This is a genomic window from Noviherbaspirillum autotrophicum, from assembly GCF_000818395.1.
Classification (GTDB): domain Bacteria; phylum Pseudomonadota; class Gammaproteobacteria; order Burkholderiales; family Burkholderiaceae_D; genus Noviherbaspirillum; species Noviherbaspirillum autotrophicum.
This window is the reverse complement of sequence record NZ_JWJG01000028.1, coordinates 702,965-724,341: the sequence shown is the minus strand read 5'-3', so window position 1 is coordinate 724,341 and position 21,377 is coordinate 702,965. Positions and strand designations below refer to the sequence as shown.

The window sequence follows — 21,377 nt, the reverse complement described above, 5'->3', positions numbered from 1 at the left end:
ATGGAATCGGTAATCAACAGTGGCGCGGCTGGCGAGGCGATCAGCGCGAAGAAGGCGGAAAAGATCGCCTACGAAAACAACAAGCTGCACAAGCGGCTGTGCCGACTGGTCGGCCAGGCCATCGGCGACTTCAACATGATCGAGGATGGCGACAAGGTGATGGTCTGCCTGTCGGGCGGCAAGGACAGCTACGGCCTGTTGGACATCCTGCTCACGCTGCGCGAGCGCGCGCCGATCCATTTCGATATCGTCGCCGTCAATCTCGACCAGAAGCAGCCGAACTTCCCGGAGCATGTGCTGCCGGAGTACCTGGCCAGGATCGGCGTGCCCTTCCATATCGAGAACCAGGACACGTACAGCATCGTCAAGCGCGTGATCCCGGAGGGGAAGACAACCTGCTCGCTATGCTCGCGCCTGCGCCGCGGCATCCTATACCGCGTGGCCGACGAACTGGGCGCAACCAAGATCGCGCTAGGCCATCACCGCGACGACATCCTGGAGACTTTTTTCCTGAACATGTTCTTCGGCGCGAAGGTCAAGGGCATGCCGCCGAAGCTGCAGTCCGACGACGGCAAGCACATGGTGATCCGGCCGCTGGCGTACGTGAAGGAAGCGGATATGGAACGCTATGCCGAAGTCAAGCAGTTCCCGATCATCCCGTGCGATTTGTGCGGCAGCCAGGAAAACCTGCAGCGCAAGCAGATCAAGGCGATGCTGCGCGAATGGGAAAAGAAATTCCCCGGCCGCGTCGAGAATATTTTCTCGGCACTGTCGACGGTGGTGCCGTCGCACCTGATGGACCGCAAGCTGTTCGGCTTTGCCGACCTGAAGCTGACCGGCGAGATCATGGTCGACGGCGATATCGCGTTCGACGAGGAACCGTGCGCCCCACCTTCGGCCACTATCATGCGCTTCGGCGATCTGGCGGACTGACCGGTAACCTTACATTACGGCGCCGGGTTTCATTTTTCGGACAACCCGGCGAGCCCGGGCGGCTTCCTAGTGCGCCGCCAGCGTCCTGCAATCGTCGATCAGGCTCTGCAGGCGCTTTGCCGCGTGTGCCTTCTGCTGCGGCGTGGCGGCATTCACCATCAACGCGATCAGGCGCGCGTGGGCGTCCTGCGAGGCATCGAAAAACGCCTTGTGTTCGTCGTAAGTGAAAATATTGAACACCGAGGCGATATACGAACGCAGCATCGCCATCACCACTTCGCGGCCCGGCCTTTCCGCCTGAATTTTCCGCAGCAGCCGGATCAGCTCCTGCTGCCGTTGCAGGCGATCCGCCATCCACAGCTCGTTATTGAGCGGGCGCGCATTGGACGCGGCGCGCAGTTGCGCCTCCTGTTGCGCGCTGAAGTCGCCGAACCAGTACTCGGCCTGTTTCATGAATTTCTTAAAACGAAAGCGTTGACGGTCCTCAACGTCGCCTTGCAGGGTGTCCTTACGATACTTTTCGTTATTCGACGCGAATTTTTTCGCCAAGTGGTCGATCTGCGCCGGCTGCAGCGACAAGGCGAGGTCGGCCAGCGCGGGCAGCGCCTTGTCGGTCCCCAGCATCGCGCGCTTTTTCAAGGCGGCGTATTCTTCCAGCGCGTCGGCCGGCGTCACCGGACGCTGCAGGGTTTGCTGCGCTTGCGCGAGCAAGCGCGCATAGTCGGCCAGCTGGGTCGTGCGATGCCATGCGAAAAGCTGCCTGAGCTGGTTCTTGACCCACGGCTTTTGCTCGCTTGTAAAGTCGACATAGCTGTCCAGCCACCAGTAGACGACGCTCTCGCCGTTGGCATAACCGAGGCGCAGCGCGCTGCATCCGGCTAGCAGGCAGGCCAGGGCAAAAACACTCACCTTCGCAAAGAAGTCGCGCCAGGATCGCATGATAAAATTTTGTATCACATCACCTCTACTTCTATGAACGTCGTCATTCTCGCTGCCGGCATGGGCAAACGCATGCAATCGGCACTGCCGAAAGTCCTCCACCCATTGGCCGGAAAACCGCTGCTGTCGCATGTGATCGATACCGCCAAAGCCCTGTCGCCGAGCGCCTTGTGCGTCATTTACGGCCATGGCGGCGACGCGGTTCCGCAAGCGGTCGGCGCTCCCGATATCAGTTTTGCCAAACAGGAGCCGCAGCTCGGCACCGGACACGCAGTGATGCAGGCGGTGCCGCATCTGCGCGACGATGTGCCGACCCTGATCCTGTACGGCGACGTGCCGCTGACGACCGGACAATCGCTGCAACGCCTGTTGGACAACGCCGGCGCGGATAAGTTGGCGGTGCTGACCGTGGAGCTGGACGATCCGACCGGTTACGGCCGCATCGTGCGCAAGGATGGCAAGATCGTCGGCATCGTCGAACAGAAGGATGCCTCCGAGGCCGAGCGCGCGATCCGCGAGGTCAACACCGGCATCATGGTCGCGCCCACCGCCCAGCTCAAGAAATGGCTGACGACGCTATCGAACGATAATGCGCAGCGCGAATATTATTTGACCGACATCGTCGCGCGCGCGGTCGCCGATGGCGTCGCCGTCGTGTCGGCGCAGCCGTCGGCAGTATGGGAAACGCTAGGTGTCAACAGCAAGGTGCAACTGGCCGAGCTCGAGCGCATCCACCAGCGCAATATCGCCAATGTCTTGCTGGAACAGGGCGTGACGCTGGCCGATCCGGCACGCATCGATGTGCGCGGCACCCTGACGTGCGGGCGCGATGTGACCATTGACGTCAGCTGCGTTTTCGAGGGCAAGGTCGAACTGGAAGACGGCGTGACCATCGGCGCGCATTGCGTGATCAAGGATGCGCGCATTGCCCGCGGCGCCAACATCAAGCCGTTCTGCCATATCGAGGACGCCTCGGTGGGCTCCGAATCGCAGATCGGCCCGTACGCGCGCCTGCGCCCCGGCACCGAGCTGGCGCAAGATGTCCATATCGGCAATTTCGTCGAAGTCAAGAACAGCCAGATCGCCGCGCACAGCAAGGCCAATCACCTGGCCTACGTGGGCGACGCCACCGTAGGCTCGCGCGTCAACATCGGCGCCGGCACCATCACTTGCAATTACGACGGCGCCAACAAGCACCGCACCATCATCGAGGACGACGTGTTCATCGGCAGCGACACGCAACTGGTGGCGCCGGTACGCGTGGGCAAAGGCGCCAATCTGGGCGCCGGCACCACGCTGACCAAGGATGCGCCGGAAGGCAAGCTGACGCTTTCGCGCGCCAAGCAGATGACCATCGACAGCTGGAAGCGGCCGGTCAAAGTAAAGAAGTGATGCGACGGTCGGCTTGCCTCTTCGTGCGGAGGGCAAGCCTCGTCTTCGCGTTAGGCCAGGCGCCGTCTCAGAGCGCTATGCGCGTCTCGAACTTGCTGCGGTGAATGGAAAAGAAGCTGCGCACATTGCGCACATTCGCATGGGACGCAAACAGGCGATGCGCCAGCGCGTGGTAGGCCGGCATGTCGGCCACCTGCACCACCAGCACGAAATCCGGCCCGGGCGACACCCGGTAGCACTGCAGCACGGCCGGCTCGCCGGCTACCAGCGCCTCGAATTCCACCATGCGTTCCGCGGCCTGATGATCGAGCGTGATCTCGACGAGCGCCGTCAGCCCCGCCCCCACCTTTTCCGGCGCGACAATCGCCACTTGCCGCTGGATAACGCCAGCATCGACCATCCGCTTGACGCGGCGCAGACAGGTCGGCGGCGATGCATGCACGCTGGCGGCCAACTCATTGTTGGTTTGCGAAGCATCTATCTGCAATGCATTCAGGATCCGGCGATCGAGATCGTCGAGCATGAAACCATCTTCAGTCATGAATTCCAATTAAACCTATTCAATTTTATTGAAATAATATTTCACCGCTCTCCACAAGAGAAATAATAGTTCAATTTCTCTGCAATTTCGCAAACTTATTTCAAACACTCTCTTCTACGATAGCGGCTGTTAACCAAATTCAAGAAGGAGCACGTTATGTGTGGCATCGTCGGCGCGGTCGCGCAGCGCAACATCACCCCGATCCTGCTGGAAGGCTTGAAGCGCCTCGAATACCGCGGCTACGACTCGTGCGGCGTGGCGCTGCATGTCGACGGCGCGCTGCAGCGCTCGCGCAGCACTGCGCGCGTGGCCGAGCTGCAGGCCCAGGTCGAGAAGGCCGGGCTGGCGGGATTCACGGGGATTGCGCATACGCGCTGGGCCACGCATGGCGCGCCGGCCTCGCATAACGCGCACCCGCACTTCTCGCGCGAGCGCATCGCACTGGTCCACAACGGCATCATCGAAAACCACGACGAGCTGCGCGAGGAGCTGCGCGCGGCCGGTTACGTCTTCGAAAGCCAGACCGATACCGAGGTGATCGCGCACCTGGTCGACCATATGTATACCGGCGACCTGTTCGAGACGGTGCAGCAGGCGGTCAAGCGCCTGCATGGCGCCTACGCGATCGCCGTGTTCTGCCGCGACGAACCGCACCGCGTGGTCGGCGCGCGGCAGGGTTCGCCCCTGATCGTGGGCGTGGGCAATGGCGAGAACTTCCTCGCGTCCGACGCCATGGCGCTGGCAGGCACCACCGACCAGATCATCTACTTAGAAGAAGGCGACGTGGTCGACCTGCAATTGCAGCGCTACTGGATTGTCGACGGCGAGGGCAAGCCGGCGCAGCGCGAAGTGCGTACCGTGCACGCCCACACCGGCGCCGCCGAGCTCGGCCCGTACCGCCATTACATGCAGAAGGAAATCTTCGAGCAGCCGCGCGCCATTGGCGACACGCTCGAAGGCGTCACCGGCATCAGTCCGGAGCTGTTCGGCGATGACGCTTACCGCATTTTCAACAAGATCGACTCGGTGCTGATCCTCGCCTGCGGCACCAGCTATTACGCGGGCCTGACTGCGAAATACTGGATCGAATCGATCGCCGGCCTGCCGGTCAATATCGAAATCGCCAGCGAATACCGCTACCGCGACAGCGTGCCGAACCCGAACGCGCTGGTCGTGACGATTTCGCAAAGCGGCGAAACGGCCGACACGCTGGCCGCGTTAAAGCATGCGCGCAGCCAGGACATGGTCAACACGCTCACCATCTGCAACGTCTCCACCAGCGCGATGGTGCGCGAATGCAAGCTGTCCTACATTACCCGCGCCGGCGTCGAAGTCGGCGTGGCGTCGACCAAGGCATTCACCACCCAACTGACCGCGCTGTTCCTGCTGACCCTTTGCCTGGCGCAGGTACGCGGCCGGCTCACCGACGAACAGGAAGCGGATCACCTGAAAGCGATGCGCCACCTGCCGGCCGCCGTCGGCGCCGTGCTGGCGCTGGAGCCGCAGATCATCGCGTGGGCGGAAGAATTCGCGCGCAAGGAAAACGCGCTGTTCCTCGGCCGGGGACTGCATTATCCGATCGCATTGGAAGGCGCGTTGAAACTGAAGGAAATCTCGTACATCCATGCGGAAGCCTATCCCGCCGGCGAACTGAAGCACGGACCGCTGGCGCTGGTGACGCAAGAGATGCCGGTGGTGACCGTGGCGCCGAACGACGCGCTGATCGAAAAGCTGAAATCGAACATACAGGAAGTGCGCGCGCGCGGCGGCCAGCTGTACGTGTTCGCCGATGCCGACTCGCACATCGCGCCAAGCGAAGGCGTGCACGTGATCCGGCTGCCGGAACACTACGGCCACCTGTCGCCGATCCTGCACGTGGTGCCGCTGCAGCTGCTGGCCTATCACACGGCGCTGGCACGCGGCACGGACGTGGACAAGCCGCGCAACCTGGCAAAATCCGTGACAGTGGAGTAAACGGCGAGAAGGGTTGATGAACTGATGCGAGGGAATAACATCCCTCCAGCAGGCCTAATGAAATAGCAAGCATCCCTGCTGGCGATGCCGTGAACAATGCAACGCTCGCATCATCTGCGTGCATCGGCAGCGGGAAGCCCGAACAGCGACACGGCTTGGGACAGCCGCACCGCCTGCTCTTCCAGTCCAGCCGCGGCGCCGGCCGCCTCTTTGACGAGCGCGGCATTCTGTTGCGTGATCTTGTCCATCCGCGAGATGGCGTCGCTGATCTGGCTGACCCCGGCGCTTTGCTCGCCGCTGGCCAGCCTGATTTCCCCCATGAGCGCTGTGACCTGCCGCACCGAGCCGACGATGTCGTCCATCGTCGCGACCGCTTCGGCGACCAGGGAGCTTCCTGACTCGACCTTCGAGACCGATCCGGTAATCAGGCGCTTGATGTCGGTGGCCGCACCGGCGGAGCGCTGCGCCAGCTGACGCACCTCGGCCGCCACCACGGCAAATCCCCGGCCCTGCTCGCCGGCGCGAGCGGCCTCGACTGCGGCATTCAACGCGAGGATATTGGTCTGGAAGGCAATGCCGTCGATTAAGCCGATAATGTCTTCGATCCGCCTGGCCGATTCGCTGATGTCGTTCATGGTGGCGCCTACCTTGGCCACGACCGCGCCGCCCTTGGCCGCCACCGAGCTGGCCGATGCGGCGCAGCGGTCGGCGTGCTCGGCACTGTCGGCGTTCTGCTGCACCGCCGACGCGAACTGCTCGACGCTGGAAGCACTCGCTTCGAGGCTGGCCGCCTGCGTCTCGGTACGCCCGGCCAGATCCATGTTGCCCCTGGCGATTCCCTGTACGCTGACCAGGATCGAATCGACGTTGCGGCGCACGTCTCCGATGGTCGCCACCAGGTTGATGTTCATCTGCTGCAGTGCGCGCAGCAGGCGGCCCGCCTCGTCATGGCGCGTTGCCGCAAAGCCGCTGGACAGGTCGCCGCTGGCAATGGCGCGCGCCACCGCCGTCGCCTCCTTGAGCGGCACGACCACGGTGCGATGCAGCGAATACCAAAACTGCAGCACCAGCGCGGCGCCGGCGAGCGCAGCGGCGGCAGCCCAGGCCGACGACGGCAGAACCGCCGCACCAAGCGCCAGCAGCAGCAGCGCCCCCCCCCCGAGATGAATGCCCAAGCGCACGGCAAGCGGCATATTGCGCAAGGCGCGCAACCTGTTCGCCAAGCCGGTGCGCACGGCTTTGCCATGCCGTAGCTCGATGCCCGCGGCCTGCCCTTCCCGGATGCGGCGGTAGAGCGCCTCTGCCGCCTGTACCTGCTCGCGGCCGGGCTTGGACCTGACCGACATGTAGCCCGCCACACGGCCATTTTCCTTGACCGGCGTGACATTGGCGAGCACCCAGTAGAAATCGCCGTTCTTGCGCCGGTTCTTCACCACGCCGGTCCACTGCATGCCGGCATGCAGCGTACGCCACATGTCGGCAAACGCTTCGGGCGGCATATCGGGATGGCGCACGATGTTTTGCGGCGCTCCCAGCAATTCCTGCTCCGAGAATCCGCTGACCTCGACGAAGTACGGATTGACGTAAGTGATCTTTCCGCGCAAATCCGTTCTCGAAACGATGGATTCACCGTCCCGCAGCAGATATTCAACACTAGTGACCGGCAGATTGGTTCTCATGGCATGTCTCGTCCTGGCCGCACTCGCTCAGAACTGCTCCCATTCGTTAGCGTCGTCGCGGCGGGCAAGCGAGAGCCTCTCGATGGGTGCGGATGAACCGCCGGTCCGATGCAGGCGTGCCGCAGGCTTGACCGGTGCTGCCGCCCTAGCCGGGCGGGCAACTGCGGCCGGCGCAGCGGCAGCGCCGTCGAGCTTGAACAGCGTCACCACCTCGGCCAGGCTCGTCGCCTGGTCGTTCAGCGATTCGGCGGCCGCCGCCGCCTCTTCCACCAGCGCCGCATTCTGCTGCGTGACCTGGTCCATCTGTGCGATCGCTTCGTTGATCTGCTCGATGCCGGAAGTCTGTTCGCGGCTGGCGGCGGTGATCTCTCCCATGATGTCGGTGACGCGCCGGATACTGCTGACGATTTCCTGCATGGTGCCGCCTGCCTCGTCAACCAGCCGGGTGCCGCTTTCGACCTTGTCGACCGAGTCGCCGATCAGCGCCTTGACTTCGCGCGCCGCAGCGGCCGAGCGCTGCGCCAGGTTGCGCACCTCGGAAGCGACCACCGCGAAGCCGCGCCCCTGTTCGCCGGCGCGCGCGGCTTCCACCGCGGCATTGAGCGCGAGGATGTTGGTCTGGAACGCGATGCCGTCGATGACGCCGATGATGTCGACGATCTTCTTCGACGACTCGTTGATCGCACCCATCGTGTCGACCACCTGCGCCACCACCGCGCCGCCCCTGACCGCGACTTCCGATGCCGACTGCGCCAGCTGGTTGGCCTGCAGCGCGTTGTCGGCGTTCTGCTTGACCGTCGAGGTCAACTCCTCCATCGAGGAAGCGGTTTCCTCCAGCGAACTGGCCTGCTGCTCGGTGCGTGAGGACAGATCCTGATTGCCGGCGGCAATTTCGCCGGCCGCAGTCTTGATGGAACCGGTGCCGCCGCGGACCTGGGCGACGATTTTTGCGAGGCTGTCGTTCATGTCCTTGAGCGACTGCATCAGCTGACCGGTTTCGTCCTTCGACAGGACCTCGATGCGACTGCTGAGGTCGCCGGCTGCCACCGTGCGCGCGACCTGCACCGCCTGGTCCAGCGGGCGGGTGATGCTGCGCGTGACCCACCAGGCAAAGGCGATGGCAACCACTACGGCGAGTGCTGCCAGCGCAAGCAGGATCATGGTGCCGCTGCGGTATTGCGCGCTCGCTTCGGCGCCGCTTTGCTCCATCATCTTGCCGCCCAGCTCGATCAAGCCTTTCACCTTGCCGAAGTACACCTGCTGCTCTGGAATGACCTTCTCGAGCAGCTGCGCTGCCGCCTCGTCCTTTTTGCCTTCCTCGACCAGCTTCAGGAATTGCGCCTGCTGCACGCGGTACTTGGCGCGCGCGTCCTCGATTCCCGCGAAAATCTCCCGGCCTTTCGGCGTGTACAGCCGCTTGCCAATCTCGGCGAGATGCTCGCTGACTTCCTTGCGCGCCCTGCCGATTTCATCGAGTTCGCCTTTGATTTGCGCCGGGTCGCTCATGAACAGCAGGTTGCGCATCCGGATCGCCGTTTCGCTGATGCCTTCCAGGACCTGGTTGGCCCGCGCGACCTTCGGATAGCTGTCGTTGACGGCCAGGTTGGTGGCGCGGTCAATGGCGCTCATGCGCACGATGCCGAGCAGCGCCGTGCCGATCAGCATGAAAACCACCAGGCCGAATCCGACGGCGAGCCGGGTGCCGACTTTTAAGTTTGCAAAAGACATGTGCGTGTTCTCCCGATGTGTGAGGTAGTGATTTCTATGCCGCGGCGCGTTCGATGATCTGCATGTCGTCGCCCATCAGCCGCTTCATGTCCAGCAGGATCAGCATGCGGCCGTCCAGCGTACCGACGCCGGTGACGTATTCGGTATCCATCGCCGCGCCCATCCGTGGCGCAGCCTTGACCTGCTCCGCCGGCAGCGTGACCACATCCGACACGCTGTCGACCACCGCACCGACCACACGACCGCCGATATTGAGGATGACGACCACCGTGAACTGGTCGTAAGCCGGCGTGCCGACGCCGAACTTGATGCGCAGGTCGACGATTGGCACGATGCTGCCGCGCAGATTGATCACCCCCTTGATGAAGTCGGGCGCCTGCGCGATTCGGGTCACGGAGTCATACCCGCGCAATTCCTGCACCTGCTGGATAGCGACGCCGTACTCTTCCGAGCCCAGCGTAAAGGCGAGAAATTCCGGTGCGGCGGCGCCGGCTGACCGGGCAAGTGCTTCCGTTGCATGCATGGTGGTGTCCTGTCGGGTCCGATGTGGATGAATGGCCCGAATGATGCCTTGTAGAAACAAAATGCAGAATCAGCGAATGCTTATCTTGGCGTGGGAAGACATGAGAGCGCGGGTAGGAGAACTCCTACCCGGCCTGCGGCCCGGCATGCGCCCTCCTTAAATTCCTACTTAAAGTAGGGGCTTTATAATAAAATTACTAAAAAGCAACATTAATCAACCTGCTCCTGCCCCGGCATGACCCCTTCCTTGTCAAGCAAGACAATCGACGCCATTCCGCCATTGCGCAGAATGGAGCTGATGCTGGTTGTCCTCGCCCTCGCCTGCGCCGCAGTGTGGCTTTTGCCGTCGCTGCGCATGCTGCATGGCGTGTCCCTGATGCCGCTGTGGCTGCACACCTTGGTGGAGCTGTTTTCCGTCACGGTGGCGCTGCTGCTGTTCGGGGTGGTGTGGAACGCGTACAGCAAGGAGCGTTCGGGCAATATCGTGATCCTCGGCTGCGCAGCGCTTGCGGTCGGCCTGATCGACATTGCCCACATGCTGTCCTACAGGGGCATGCCCGATTTCGTCACGCCGTCTGGCCCGGCCAAGGCCATCAACTTCTGGCTGGCGGCACGGCTGATCGCCGCCCTCTCGATGCTGACCGTCGCGATCCGCCAGCCCGCCCCGTTTGCCGACAGCCGCAGCCGATACATCGCGCTGGGTGCCGGCCTGACGCTCACGGCCGTGGTGTACTGGCTGGGTTTGTTCCGGCAGCACTGGTGGCCGGACACCTTCATCGACGGCGCCGGCCTGACCGGCTTCAAGATCGTCGCCGAATGGGCCATTATCTCCATCATGGCGGCGGCGGCGGTGCTGCTGTACCGGCGGGCACGGCGCGACAGAACCTATGACGCGGCGAGCTTTTTTGGAATCGCGGTGATCGGCGTACTGAGCGAGCTGTGCTTCACCGCGTACGTCAGCGTGACCGACATCTTCAACCTGCTTGGCCACCTGCTCAAGATCGTCTTCTACCTGTTCCTGTATCGCGCCGGGTTTGTCTCCAGCGTGCGCGAGCCGTTCCAGCGGCTGCGCGTCGAAATCGGCGAGCGCAGGCGTGCGGAGGAAGCGCTGCGGCACCTGAACCTGTCGTTGGAACAGCGCGTGGCGCTGCGCACCCGCCAGCTGGAGCAGGCAAACAAGGAGCTCGAATCCTTCAGCTATTCGGTGTCGCACGATCTGCGCGCGCCGCTGCGGGCGATCGACGGCTTTTCCCAGATCCTGAGCAAGAACTACGATGCGCTGCTCGACGCCAAGGGCAAGGATTACCTGGAACGCGTGCAGCGCGCGAGCCGGCGCATGGGCGAATTGATCGACGATATCCTGCACCTGTCGCGGGTCAGCCGCCAGGAAACGGCGCGCAGCAGGGTGGATATCACGCAGCTTGCGCACAACATCGCGAAGGATCTGCAGCAGGCCGATGGTCAGCGCCAGGTCGAATTCGTGATCGCGCCGGGCATGGTCGTCGACGCCGATCCCAAGCTGATGCGCATCGTGCTGGAAAACCTGATGGGCAACGCCTGGAAGTTCACCGGCAAGCGGCCTGCGGCCCGCATCGAAGTCGGTATCACCTCCGACGAAGGCGCAGCGGTCATTTTCGTGCGCGACAACGGCGCCGGCTTCAGCATGGAATACGCACACAAGCTGTTCAACGCCTTCCAGCGCCTGCATGCGGCCAGTGAATTCGACGGCTCCGGCATCGGCCTGGCGACCGTGCAGCGCATCGTGCGCAAGCACGGCGGGCGCGCCTGGGCGCAAGGCAAGGAAGGCGAAGGCGCCACCTTTTATTTCTCGTGCGGCGGGCACGAAGACGAAAAAACGGAATCCATACATGCTGAATAAGATGATCATCCTGCTGGTCGAGGATAATCCGGACGACGAGGAGCTGACGCGAATCGCCTTCCAGGAAAGCAAGCTGCTCAATGAAGTGGTGGTGGCCAGGGACGGCGCCGAAGCGCTCGACTATCTGCTCGACCCGCAAGGCAAAGGCCATGCACTGCCGAATCTGATCCTGCTCGACCTGAAGCTGCCCAAGGTGGACGGCCTGGAAGTGTTGAAGCGCTTGCGCGAGGAGCAGCGTACGCGCCTGCTGCCGGTGGTGGTGCTCACCACGTCCAAGGAAGAAAGCGACATGATCAACAGCTACAACCTCGGCTGCAACAGCTACATCCGCAAGCCGGTGGTGTTTACCGACTTCATCGACGCGGTGCGCCAGCTCGGCATGTACTGGCTGATGCTCAACGAACCACCGCCCGCATGGAGCAGCAACTGATGCTACCCGCACTGCGCATCCTGCATGTCGAGGACTCGGCCGACGACGCCGACCTGTTGTGCCTCGAACTGGAAGCGGCCGGCTACGGCCTGCATTACCGGCGCGTGGATACCGCAGCCGAGATGCGGTCTGCGCTGGCCGATGAGCGATGGGATGTGGTGCTGTCCGACTTCAACCTGCCCGCTTTCAATGCCTACGATGCGCTGCGACTGCTGCGCGAAAGTGGCCAGGACATTCCGCTCATCGTCGTGTCCGGCTTCATCGGCGAAATGGATGCGGTCGCGCTGATGAAGGCCGGCGCCAACGATTACGTCATGAAGGGCAATCTCGCGCGCCTCGGCCCGGCCATCGAGCGCGAAATCAAGGAAGCGGCGCAGCGCGCCCAGCGGCGCGAGGCGGACCGGGCGCTGGCCGCAAACCGCAGGCTGCTGGAAAACATCACGCAGTCGCTGGGCGAAGGCCTGCTGGTGCTCGACACCGACAGTCGGCTGCTGCTGATGAATGCCGAAGCGGAGCGCCTGCTCGGCTGGACGCAGGCGGAACTGGCGCAGCGTTCAGTGCACGACACCGTCCACCATCAGCGTCCAGACGGCTCGCCCCTGCCCCGGTCGCAATGCTCGCTGTTTCGTGCGGCCTGCAACGGAGAAGGCTGCCATGTGGAGGACGACGTGCTGGTGCGCAAGGACGGCACCGTCTTCCCGGTCACCTATGTCGCCTCGCCGATTGTCGAGGATGGCAGGGTGGTCGGCACGGTCACGGCCTTCCGGGACATCACCGAACGCAAGCGGGCCGAGTGCGAACTGCAGGAATCGCGCCGCCAGCTGCAGGAACTGTCGGCATTCCTGCAGCAGGTGCGCGAAGACGAACGCACCCGCATCGCGCGCGAGCTGCACGACGAGCTCGGGCAGGCGCTGACGGCGCTGCGCATCGACCTGATCTGGCTCGACCGCAGGCTGCCGCAACGCGAGCAGCAAGTCGGCGACAAGCTGGCGGCGATGCTGTCGCTGGTCGAAAAGACGGTCGATTCGATCCGCCGCATTTCGGAAGACCTGCGCCCCGGCATGCTCGACGACCTCGGCCTGGCTGCGGCCATCGAGCATCACGTGGCGAAATTCGCCGACCAGACCGGCATCGCTTGCGCGCTTGCAATGAGCCGGGATCATTATGAACTCGACGACCGCACCGCCACCACGCTGTTTCGCGTGCTGCAAGAATCGCTGACCAACGTCGCGCGCCATGCGCAGGCAAGCAAGGTGACCGTGCAGCTGCAGGACCTGCCGAATGAGATGCTGCTGATCGTCAAGGACGACGGCCGTGGCCTGCCGCCACCTGCGGAGCGTGGAAAGAAAACCTATGGGCTGCTCGGCATGCACGAGCGCGTCAAGCTGCTCGGCGGCTCGCTCGACATATCGAGCGAGCCGGGCAAGGGCACGCGCATCGAGGCCAGCCTTCCCGTCAACTCGCTGGAGAAACAGGCATGATCAGGATATTGATCGCGGACGACCACACCATCCTGCGCGACGGACTGAAGCAGATTCTGTCGGAATGCCCGGACATGACGGTCGCCGGCGAAGCCGACAACGGCTTTGACGCGCTAGCGAAAGTGCGCGAACAGGACTGGGACGTGATGGTGCTGGACATGGCGATGCCGGGTAAGAGCGGCATCGACCTGCTCAAGCAGATCAAGAGCGAAAAGCCGAAACTGCCGGTGCTGATCCTCAGCATGCAGAAGGAAGACCAGTATGCAGTGCGCTCGCTGAAGGCCGGCGCAGCGGGATACCTGTGCAAGGACAGCGCCTCCGCCGACCTCGTCCAGGCCATACGCAAGGTGGCTGGCGGCGGCATGTTCATCAGTGCGGCCGTCGCGGAAAACCTGGCGCTGAGGCTGACCGCCAACGCCGAGGCTCCGCCCCATACGCTGCTGACCGACCGCGAGTACGAAGTATTCCGGCTGATCGCCTCCGGCATGGGCATCACCGCCATCGGCGAACAACTGCACCTGAGCGTGAAAACCATCAGCACGCACAAGACCCGCATCATGCAGAAGATGAACTTCACCACTTCAACCGATCTGATCCGCTATGCGCTCAGGCATGGACTGATCGACGACAACGGGCAAGCGACGGAGTAATCGGCCGGTAGCGCAACGCCGCGCTATCTGCCGCCCCGCCGTGGGAATTCTCCTACCCTCCTCTTCATCTCTTCCCACCCTGAAATAAGGCTTCACCGATTTCGTTTTTTCCTGGAAAGCAACAACATGACACCCTACCGAGTCATGTTGGACAAATCGCTTTCATGAAAATCTTTCTCGTCGAAGACAGCGACGTGATCCTTGGGCATCTGCGTCGCGTCGTCTCCGAAATACCGGGCGCCGAAGTGATCGCCGAAGCAAACAGCCAGGACGACGCCATCGCCGGCATCGCGGCCTGCCGTCCCGATGTCGTGATACTGGACCTGACGCTTGCACGGGGAAACGGCATCGAGGTGCTGCGCCGCGTCCGACCGCTGTGGCCGGCGCTGCGCATCATCGTCCTCACCAACAAGAGCGCGCCGCAGTACCGCAACACCTGCCTGGCGCTGGGTGCCGACGCTTTTCTCGACAAGTCGCGCGACTTCGAGGATCTGGCGCTGCATCTCGCCATGCCGCAATCGCAACCACGAGCCGATCGGAGGTGAAAAATGAGCAATAAGAAAACACTGCATGTCCTGTTCGTCGAAGACTCCGAAGATGACAAGGAGCTTCTGCTCGATACGCTGGGCGGCGAATTCGACGACATCCTGCACGAGCGCGTCGATTCGCCTGCCGCGCTGCGCGACGCGCTGTTGCGGCAACAATGGGACGTCGTCATCTGCGACCACGGCATGCCGACACTGGACGCGCCGTCGGCGCTGCGCATCGTGCAGGAGAATGGCAGCGATACGCCCTTCATCGTCGTGTCCGGTTCGATGACGGAGGATACCGCGACCGCGACCATGATGGCTGGGGCGGCCGACATGATCAGCAAGGAGCATCGCTCCCGACTGGTGCCGGCGGTAAAGCGCGAGCTGATGAAGGCGTCCGCCATCGTCGGCCTGCGCGAGGCGCGCGAACACCTGCGTCAGATGGCCTACTACGACCAGCTGACCGGCCTGCCGAACCGCGAATTCCTGGCGAAAAAAGTACAGCGTCTGATCGGCGCCGGCCGTACGCTGACGCTCATGATGGTCAACATCAACCGCTTTTCGCAGATCACGCGAACGCTGGGCATGGATGCCGCCGACCACGCCTTGCGCCTGGTCGGCCAGAGGATCAGAAACAGCGTCGGCACCGCCGGCCTGGTGGCCAACGTCGGCGGCGACAGGTTTGCCATCCTGCTGACCGGGCAGGACGGGGCCGCCGAGCCGCTCGCCGTCCTCGGCCGGCTCAACGAAGAAGTCTCCCGCCCGCTGAAGATTGCCGAGCATGAGCTGTTCCTTACCCAGCGCATCGGCATCAGCGCCTATCCGCGCGACGGGCGCGATTTCCACGCACTGATCGTCAACGCCGAAATCGCGATGAACCAGGCGCGCTCCGGCGGCGCGTGCAACCACCGCTTCTTCGATCCAGCGATGAATGCTGCCGAACAGGAGCGGCTGGTCTTGGAACATGCATTGCACCGCGCGCTCAAGCAGAATGAATTCGTGCTGCATTACCAGCCGCAATATGACGTGCCGAGCGGCAGAATCGTCGGCGTCGAGGCGCTGCTGCGCTGGCAGCCGCCGGGCGGCGAACGCATTTCGCCGGCGGCTTTCATTCCGCTGCTGGAAGAGACCGGCCTCATCGTGCCGGTCGGCGAGTGGGTGCTGCGCACCGCCTGTCTGCAGGCACTGAAATGGCAGCAGGCAGCCCATCCGCCGATCCGGGTCGCGGTCAACCTGTCAGCGGTGCAGTTCCGGCAGGCCGGGCTGGTGCAGACGGTGCGGCGCGTGCTCGACGAAACCGGCCTGGACCGGCGCTGCCTGGAACTGGAAATCACTGAAAATATCGCGCTGCACAACGAGGAAGCGGTGATCTCGACACTGACGCAACTGCGCGACATGGGCATCCGCCTCGCGATCGACGACTTCGGCACCGGTTATTCCAGCCTGCATTACCTGCAGCGCTTCCCGGTGCACAAACTCAAGATCGACCGCTCCTTCGTCAAGGACATCACGGATGCCAAGGCCGACCGTCCGATCATTAAAGCGATCGTGTCGCTTGCCCGCAATCTCGGTCTGGCGGTGATCGCCGAAGGCGTGGAAACGCCGCAACAGGAAGAATTCCTGCGCTCCTGCGGATGCCTGGAAATGCAGGGCTACCTGTTCTGCCATCCGCTATCCAGCGAAGATATCGAAAACAGGAACAGTGTCTGGCAACTCGCGCGTTAGAGGGAGGATGAAGTGGTTCGAGGGCGGCCTGGATACGCCATGCCGCCTCTCATGCATCAATCATCTTGCGCAGAGGCGGTTTCCTCTGGCGCGCCGGCCGCTTTCACGCCGCGCACCAGTTCCATGTCCAGATGCAGGATATGATGCGTCAGCCACATGCGCAAAAAGTCCAGCACCTCGCCCGGCGAATCGCCGTTGCCGTCCATGAAGTTCCGGTGGAGCGCGTTCACCTTTTGCACCAGCAAGTCGTGTTCGCGCTTGTGCTCGTCATAGCGGGCAAACCGGATCGACCGCATGACCGCCTCTTCCCGCAGGAAGTGCTCGCCCGTGTATTCGATCAGTTCGACCAGAACTTCGCCCACCACGGAATGTTCCGGCGGAGCCAGAAGTTCCGCTTCCAGCCGATGGGCGATGTCAAAGATGTGGCGGTGATCGGCATCAATCCGTTCGTGGCCGGTCAACAACGCATCGGTCCAGGAGAGAGATGATGCATCGGCTATGCTTGTTATCGCTGAGTTGCGCATTCGAAAACCCCATTTGCGTGTCAAGTATCCATCGAGAAATGATTTAATCATGGATGTTTTGAACGGGCAGCCCGGGCTCTTAATTTCTTGACTGAAATCAAGCGCTCCGCGCTCAGCCTGGCGTGACAAGTTGTGCCGATGCCCCAGTAGCGTCCGCCCCGCAGGCGTCCCACCGCTGCTGCTCATACGGCGGGATATGGCTCATTGCATGCTCGGTCAACGCCGTGATGGTCAGGCTGGGATTGACGCCGAGATTCGCACCGAGCATGGAGCCGTCGCAGATATACATGTTGGCATAGCCGAACACGCGGTTCTGGCCGTCGCACACGCCCTCAGCGCGCGTGCGGCCGATGGCAGCGCCGCCCATGCAATGCGCCGTGGTCGGCACGTCGAGCAGGATCTCGGTGAGCGATGTCATCGGCACGCCGCCGGTGGCTTGCGCGGCCTTGACGACGAAATCGTTGGCGGCGGGGATGAAGGTGGGAATCTTCTTGCCGTGCGTGGTCAGTTGCTTGGAAAACGGCCAGAACCAGCGCCGTTTCAGGCGCATCGTCAAGTGCCCGTCCAGCGTCTGCATGCACAGGAAGATCATGGTCTCGCGCGCAAAGCCGAACGGGGTCAACAGGCGCAGCGTGGTGAGCGGCTTGGTGAGCATGAGCTTGGCCAGCGTGGCCAGCCAGGTGAAGGGGCGCGTCCAGCCGGGACGCCCGAGCGTCATGACCGTGCTGAGCAAGCCCATCGTGTCGGAGCCGTTCGGATAGCGCGTCGTCTCGATATGCGTATGCTCATCGATGTACACGCCCGAGCCGATCGCAATGCCTTTCGACAGGTCGACCTTGGAGCCGGGAAAGCGGATGCCGATGATCGATTCGGCATTGGTGCGCACATGCTTGCCGAGCGCATCCGAAATGCGCGGCAACGATTTTTTCTCCTTCAGGCGGAACAGCAACTCCTGCGTGCCCAGCGAGGAGGCGGCGAACACGACGCCGCGGCAGGTGAAGCGGCGCCTCTGCCCGCGCGACGGGCCGGCCAAGGCCAGCGTTTCCACTTCGTAACCGGCCGCGCCATCCGACCTGGACTGTAGCGGCTTGACGTCGACCACCCGGGTTTCGGCAAGCAGTTCGGCGCCTTTTTTCTCGGCCAGGTACAGGTAGTTCTGGTCGAGCGAATTCTTCGCGCCGTGACGGCAGCCCACCATGCAGCCGCCGCAGCCATGGCAGGACGTGCGCGGCGGCCCTTCCCCGCCGAAAAACGGATCGGCATAGGTGGTGCCCGGCGCGTCGCTATCCCTGCCGAAGAAGACGCCGACCTCGGTCGGGTAAAAACTGGCGTCGACGCCGGCCGCGCGCGCCATTTCCTTCAGGCGCAGGTCGGCCGCGCCCAGGCGGCGATTGGTGGTCACGCCGAGCATGCGGCGCGCGGTCGCGAAATGCTGCGGCATCACGCGCTCCCAATCCTGCAGGCCGGCCCAGCTGCCTTCGCGCCAGATCCTGTCGGGCGGGACCAGCAGGGTGTTGGCATAGGTGATGGAGCCGCCGCCGACGGCGTTGCCATGCAGAACAACGACGTGCTTGAAAAAGCGCATGCTGAAAAAGCCGTGCAATCCCAGCGCCGGGCGCCACATCCAGCGCGACAGCGACCAGGTGCTTTTGGGCAGATTGTCCGGCGTCCAGCGCCGTCCCTGCTCGATGACGGCAACCCGGTAGCCCTTTTCGGCCAGGCGCAGTGCCGACACGCTGCCGCCGAAACCGGAGCCGATCACGATGAAATCGTAGTTCGTATGCATTGCGCCTCCTGGGTGCGAAACGCTCCCCGGTCATGTCCGTTTCATTTCGCACCGGGAAACATGCCGTGTGGCGGAAGCGCGATGTCGATGCGTGGCGTTGTCGCCCCTGTCGCCGGTCGATTGCGCCGACTCTAGTGGAGGCGCCGGCGGCCGTCTTGTTCAATTACGACAGCCGCCGGCGCATGAAGATGTAATCAAGCGGCCGTCACGCCGAGCGCCGTGCCTCTGCGAGCGCAGCCGTGAGGGTGGCAACCTGCGCCTGGAGCGCAGCGTTTTCCGTCTCCAGTTCAGCGATGCGCGCCGCCAGCGCGGCAACGTCGCCTGGCGGCGCCGAGGCCGCGTTGGCAGCCGGCTCGACACGCGGCGGCTTGGACGGGGATTTCGCTTCGCGCACCTGTTTTGCGACCTGCTGCAACTCCTTTTTCCCGGCCACGACGGCGGCAACCTGCTCCTCGACGGGCAGCTCGGCCACGGCGGCGGCGGCATTGAGCGAGATGGTGCCGATCCTGACCGCCTCAACCAGTTCCGGCGCGGCGGTTTTCTGGATTTTCTCGATCCGGCTGATGGCATTGCTGCTGATGCCGGCGGCCTTGGCGACATCCTCGCGCGTGCTCAGTGCGGGCTGCGCCGCAACAGGGGCTGCTGCGCTGGCGTGGCTTTCCGGTTGCTCTTCTGGCTGCGGCTGTTGTTCCTGCTGCTCCTTTGCCCGCGCAGCAAGAATCGCTTTCTTGCGTAATGCAAACATGCCGCGCTGGAAATCGGTCACGCTGCGCCGCGCCAGATGGTTGTCGATCATCCACAACATCACTTCTTCCAGCGACGCAAAGCTGTTGTTCTGGACAGTCTTGAACTCGATCCCGTGCTGCCGGCAAATCGCATAACGGTTGTGCCCGTCGATCAGCACGTCACCCCACAAGACCAGCGCATCGCGGCAGCCTTCGGCCAGGATGCTGCGCTCCAGTGCCGCATACTCGCTGGCGGTCAGCGGGTCGGTATAGGCCCGCAATTCATCGTGAATCCTGATGTTCATTTTTCCTGAATGCCAATAGTCCATGCACGGCGCCGACGTGGTTCAACGCGCCATGCGGGGAGCGGAATTGTACCGGCACGGCGCTGGCGAAGGAATTATTTTGCCCAATTGGGCAGCCATTGCAGGTACCAGGGAATCGGCTTGCCTTCGGCCTGCCGGCGCGTGACCGCGTCGCGCATCAGCACCGGCAGCGCCTCGCGCGCACCGGCAAAGAGTTGCCAACGCGCATAATGCAGGTTCTCGCACCATTCGGGATTGATGACGCAAATGGCGGCGCCGGCGCGATGCGCGGTTTCGACCACGGCCGCGCCGGGATACATTTCCGCCGGCGTACCGACCACGAGCACTAGGTCGGCGGACGCCGCCGCCGCTTCCGCATCGACCATGTCGCGCTGGCTTGGCATCTCGCTCATCCAGACGATGGCGGGGCGCACTTGCCCGCCGCAGGCCGGGCAAGGCTCGCGCAGCGCCTCGGGGCTGTCCACGATGCCGTGCCAGGAACACTGGGTGCACTTGAGCTCGTCGTAGCGGCCGTGCAGGTGGATGACCACCGAGCAGCCGGCCTGCTCGAGCAGGGTGTCCACGTTTTGCGTCACGTGCGTCACCGTCCAGTGCGTCTCCAGTTCCAGCAGCGCGTAGTGGCCGGCATGCGGCTGCGCCGTGTGCAGCCGCATCGCCTGATGGACGTACCAGTCGACCGCGAAGGCGGGGTCGCGCGCGAACCCCGCCGGCGTTGCCACCTTGCGCAGCACGTCGCCGGTCCACAAGTGCTCGCCGGCGCCGCGGTAGGTGGGCAGCCCGGAATCGGCCGACATGCCGGCGCCGCTGTAGACCATGATGCGCTTGGCATGCGCAAACTGGTCGAGCAGCTGGCGATATCCGGCCGGTTCCAGGCCGAAGGTGGCGGTGGCCGCCGTACTGGGAGTTCTCATGGGATCGCGCTAAGTTTCCGACTATTATCGCCCCGCGCCTGCGGCGGCGCCATCGCCCCATTCGGCGACGAAGGTTGCGCGAAACGCAAGCAGCCAGTCGAGCCTGGCCTGGCCCAACTTGCGCCCGGCTGCCGTCCGCATGCTGGCTGGCAAGTGCGTCAGCTTGACGGCGACATGGTCGAGCGCATACGCGCGGTCGTCGGGGTCGCGCTGCAGCGCCAGCGGGTCGTCCGGATGGGCCAGGGCCGACGCCATTCTGCCCGCCGTATAAAACAGCCTGGCCAGTCCGACCGCGCCGAGCGCGTCGAGCCGGTCGGCATCCTGCACGATCATCGCTTCGATCGTCGCCGGCGCAATCGCGGCGGAAAAGCTGTGCGCCTCGATCGCATGCGCCACGCCCGGCAGCTTGGCGGCCGGGAAGCCGGCTTGCGCGAGCCTGTCGCATGCGGCTTGCGCGGCCAGGCGCGACGCTTGGGCGCGGTCGGGATGGTTCTTCGGCAGGTTGACGAGGTCGTGCAGGTAGCAGGCGGCCAGCACGACCAGCGCATCGGCGTCGGCATGCTCGGCCAGCAGTTGCTGCGCGATGCGCCAGACGCGATGCAGATGATGGAGATCGTGCGCGCCGTCGTCTTGTGGGTCGGCGCTGGCCAGCGCGATCAGGCGCGATTGCCATTCGCCCGGAATGTCATGCATGAAGGAGCC

General features: G+C 63.5%; 19 protein-coding genes. 9 read left to right on the top strand and 10 right to left on the bottom strand.

Translation table 11 applies throughout. The features are described from left to right. Positions 1–933, top strand: a complete 933-nt coding sequence (gene ttcA, locus TSA66_RS04560; protein WP_040039160.1) for a tRNA 2-thiocytidine(32) synthetase TtcA — start codon at positions 1–3, stop codon at positions 931–933. Between the two features lie 66 nt (positions 934–999). Here the strand turns inward: ttcA and TSA66_RS04555 are convergent, their stop codons facing one another. Next, on the bottom strand, positions 1,000–1,872 hold the full coding sequence (locus tag TSA66_RS04555) for a DUF6279 family lipoprotein (RefSeq protein WP_084199931.1): 873 nt from the start codon (positions 1,870–1,872) through the stop codon (positions 1,000–1,002). Between the two features lie 33 nt (positions 1,873–1,905). Between TSA66_RS04555 and glmU the strand changes: the two genes are divergently transcribed. Next, positions 1,906–3,264 carry a bifunctional UDP-N-acetylglucosamine diphosphorylase/glucosamine-1-phosphate N-acetyltransferase GlmU gene (glmU, locus tag TSA66_RS04550; RefSeq protein WP_040039159.1) on the top strand — a complete coding sequence of 453 codons (1,359 nt, stop codon included), beginning with the start codon at positions 1,906–1,908 and terminating at the stop codon, positions 3,262–3,264. Between the two features lie 67 nt (positions 3,265–3,331). Here glmU and TSA66_RS04545 read toward each other — a convergent pair whose 3' ends face one another. Further along, positions 3,332–3,805 carry an Lrp/AsnC family transcriptional regulator gene (locus TSA66_RS04545; protein ID WP_040042203.1) on the bottom strand — a complete coding sequence of 158 codons (474 nt, stop codon included), beginning with the start codon at positions 3,803–3,805 and terminating at the stop codon, positions 3,332–3,334. Between the two features lie 156 nt (positions 3,806–3,961). On the opposite strand from TSA66_RS04545, the gene glmS reads away from it, so the two are divergent. Continuing rightward, positions 3,962–5,779: a glutamine--fructose-6-phosphate transaminase (isomerizing) gene (gene glmS, locus TSA66_RS04540; protein WP_040039158.1), complete on the top strand. Its 1,818-nt coding sequence runs from the start codon at positions 3,962–3,964 to the stop codon at positions 5,777–5,779. A gap of 110 nt (positions 5,780–5,889) precedes the next feature. Here the strand turns inward: glmS and TSA66_RS04535 are convergent, their stop codons facing one another. Genes TSA66_RS04535 through TSA66_RS04525 form a run of 3 tightly spaced genes read right to left on the bottom strand, consistent with a single transcriptional unit; the run spans position 5,890 to position 9,709 of the window. Further along, a complete protein-coding gene (locus TSA66_RS04535) occupies positions 5,890–7,458 on the bottom strand; it encodes a methyl-accepting chemotaxis protein (protein ID WP_040039157.1) in 1,569 nt (522 codons plus the stop codon). A 27-nt stretch (positions 7,459–7,485) separates the two neighbouring features. After that, the gene (locus TSA66_RS04530) at positions 7,486–9,186 is read right to left on the bottom strand and encodes a methyl-accepting chemotaxis protein (RefSeq protein WP_040039156.1); all 1,701 of its coding nucleotides are present in this window, start codon (positions 9,184–9,186) and stop codon (positions 7,486–7,488) included. Positions 9,187–9,220: 34 nt separating this feature from the next. After that, entirely contained in the window at positions 9,221–9,709 is a 489-nt protein-coding gene (locus tag TSA66_RS04525) for a chemotaxis protein CheW (protein WP_040039155.1), read from the bottom strand. Between the two features lie 246 nt (positions 9,710–9,955). On the opposite strand from TSA66_RS04525, the gene TSA66_RS25375 reads away from it, so the two are divergent. The 6 genes from TSA66_RS25375 (at position 9,956) to TSA66_RS04495 (ending at position 16,403) form a co-directional block, all read left to right on the top strand. Then, complete coding sequence (locus TSA66_RS25375; protein ID WP_198358712.1) at positions 9,956–11,587, top strand: sensor histidine kinase; 1,632 nt, start codon at positions 9,956–9,958, stop codon at positions 11,585–11,587. Next, complete coding sequence (locus TSA66_RS04515) at positions 11,577–12,017, top strand: response regulator (RefSeq protein ID WP_040039154.1); 441 nt, start codon at positions 11,577–11,579, stop codon at positions 12,015–12,017. Before TSA66_RS25375 ends, TSA66_RS04515 begins: the two co-directional genes overlap by 11 nt. Next, complete coding sequence (locus TSA66_RS04510) at positions 12,002–13,498, top strand: hybrid sensor histidine kinase/response regulator (RefSeq protein ID WP_084199286.1); 1,497 nt, start codon at positions 12,002–12,004, stop codon at positions 13,496–13,498. Before TSA66_RS04515 ends, TSA66_RS04510 begins: the two co-directional genes overlap by 16 nt. Further along, on the top strand, positions 13,495–14,148 hold the full coding sequence (locus tag TSA66_RS04505) for a response regulator (RefSeq protein WP_040039153.1): 654 nt from the start codon (positions 13,495–13,497) through the stop codon (positions 14,146–14,148). The genes TSA66_RS04510 and TSA66_RS04505 overlap by 4 nt, the downstream gene beginning before the upstream one ends. Positions 14,149–14,312: 164 nt before the next feature. Beyond that, a complete protein-coding gene (locus TSA66_RS04500; protein ID WP_052452107.1) occupies positions 14,313–14,693 on the top strand; it encodes a response regulator in 381 nt (126 codons plus the stop codon). Positions 14,694–14,696: 3 nt separating this feature from the next. Continuing rightward, the gene (locus TSA66_RS04495) at positions 14,697–16,403 is read left to right on the top strand and encodes a putative bifunctional diguanylate cyclase/phosphodiesterase (protein ID WP_040039152.1); all 1,707 of its coding nucleotides are present in this window, start codon (positions 14,697–14,699) and stop codon (positions 16,401–16,403) included. A 56-nt stretch (positions 16,404–16,459) separates the two neighbouring features. Here the strand turns inward: TSA66_RS04495 and TSA66_RS26025 are convergent, their stop codons facing one another. The 5 genes from TSA66_RS26025 to TSA66_RS04470 all read right to left on the bottom strand — a co-directional run bounded on the left by TSA66_RS26025 (position 16,460) and on the right by TSA66_RS04470 (position 21,368). Then, a complete protein-coding gene (locus TSA66_RS26025; protein WP_157691604.1) occupies positions 16,460–17,056 on the bottom strand; it encodes a bacteriohemerythrin in 597 nt (198 codons plus the stop codon). Next, entirely contained in the window at positions 17,040–18,713 is a 1,674-nt protein-coding gene (locus tag TSA66_RS04485; protein WP_052452105.1) for a GMC oxidoreductase, read from the bottom strand. Before TSA66_RS04485 ends, TSA66_RS26025 begins: the two co-directional genes overlap by 17 nt. Before the next feature lie 205 nt (positions 18,714–18,918). Further along, positions 18,919–19,743: a ParB N-terminal domain-containing protein gene (locus TSA66_RS04480; protein WP_040039151.1), complete on the bottom strand. Its 825-nt coding sequence runs from the start codon at positions 19,741–19,743 to the stop codon at positions 18,919–18,921. Positions 19,744–19,838: 95 nt separating this feature from the next. Next, entirely contained in the window at positions 19,839–20,675 is an 837-nt protein-coding gene (locus TSA66_RS04475) for an SIR2 family NAD-dependent protein deacylase (RefSeq protein WP_052452104.1), read from the bottom strand. A 24-nt stretch (positions 20,676–20,699) separates the two neighbouring features. Next, positions 20,700–21,368 (bottom strand): HD domain-containing protein, encoded by a 669-nt coding sequence (locus TSA66_RS04470; RefSeq protein ID WP_040042196.1) that lies wholly within the window; start codon positions 21,366–21,368, stop codon positions 20,700–20,702. Positions 21,369–21,377: the final 9 nt, after the last annotated feature.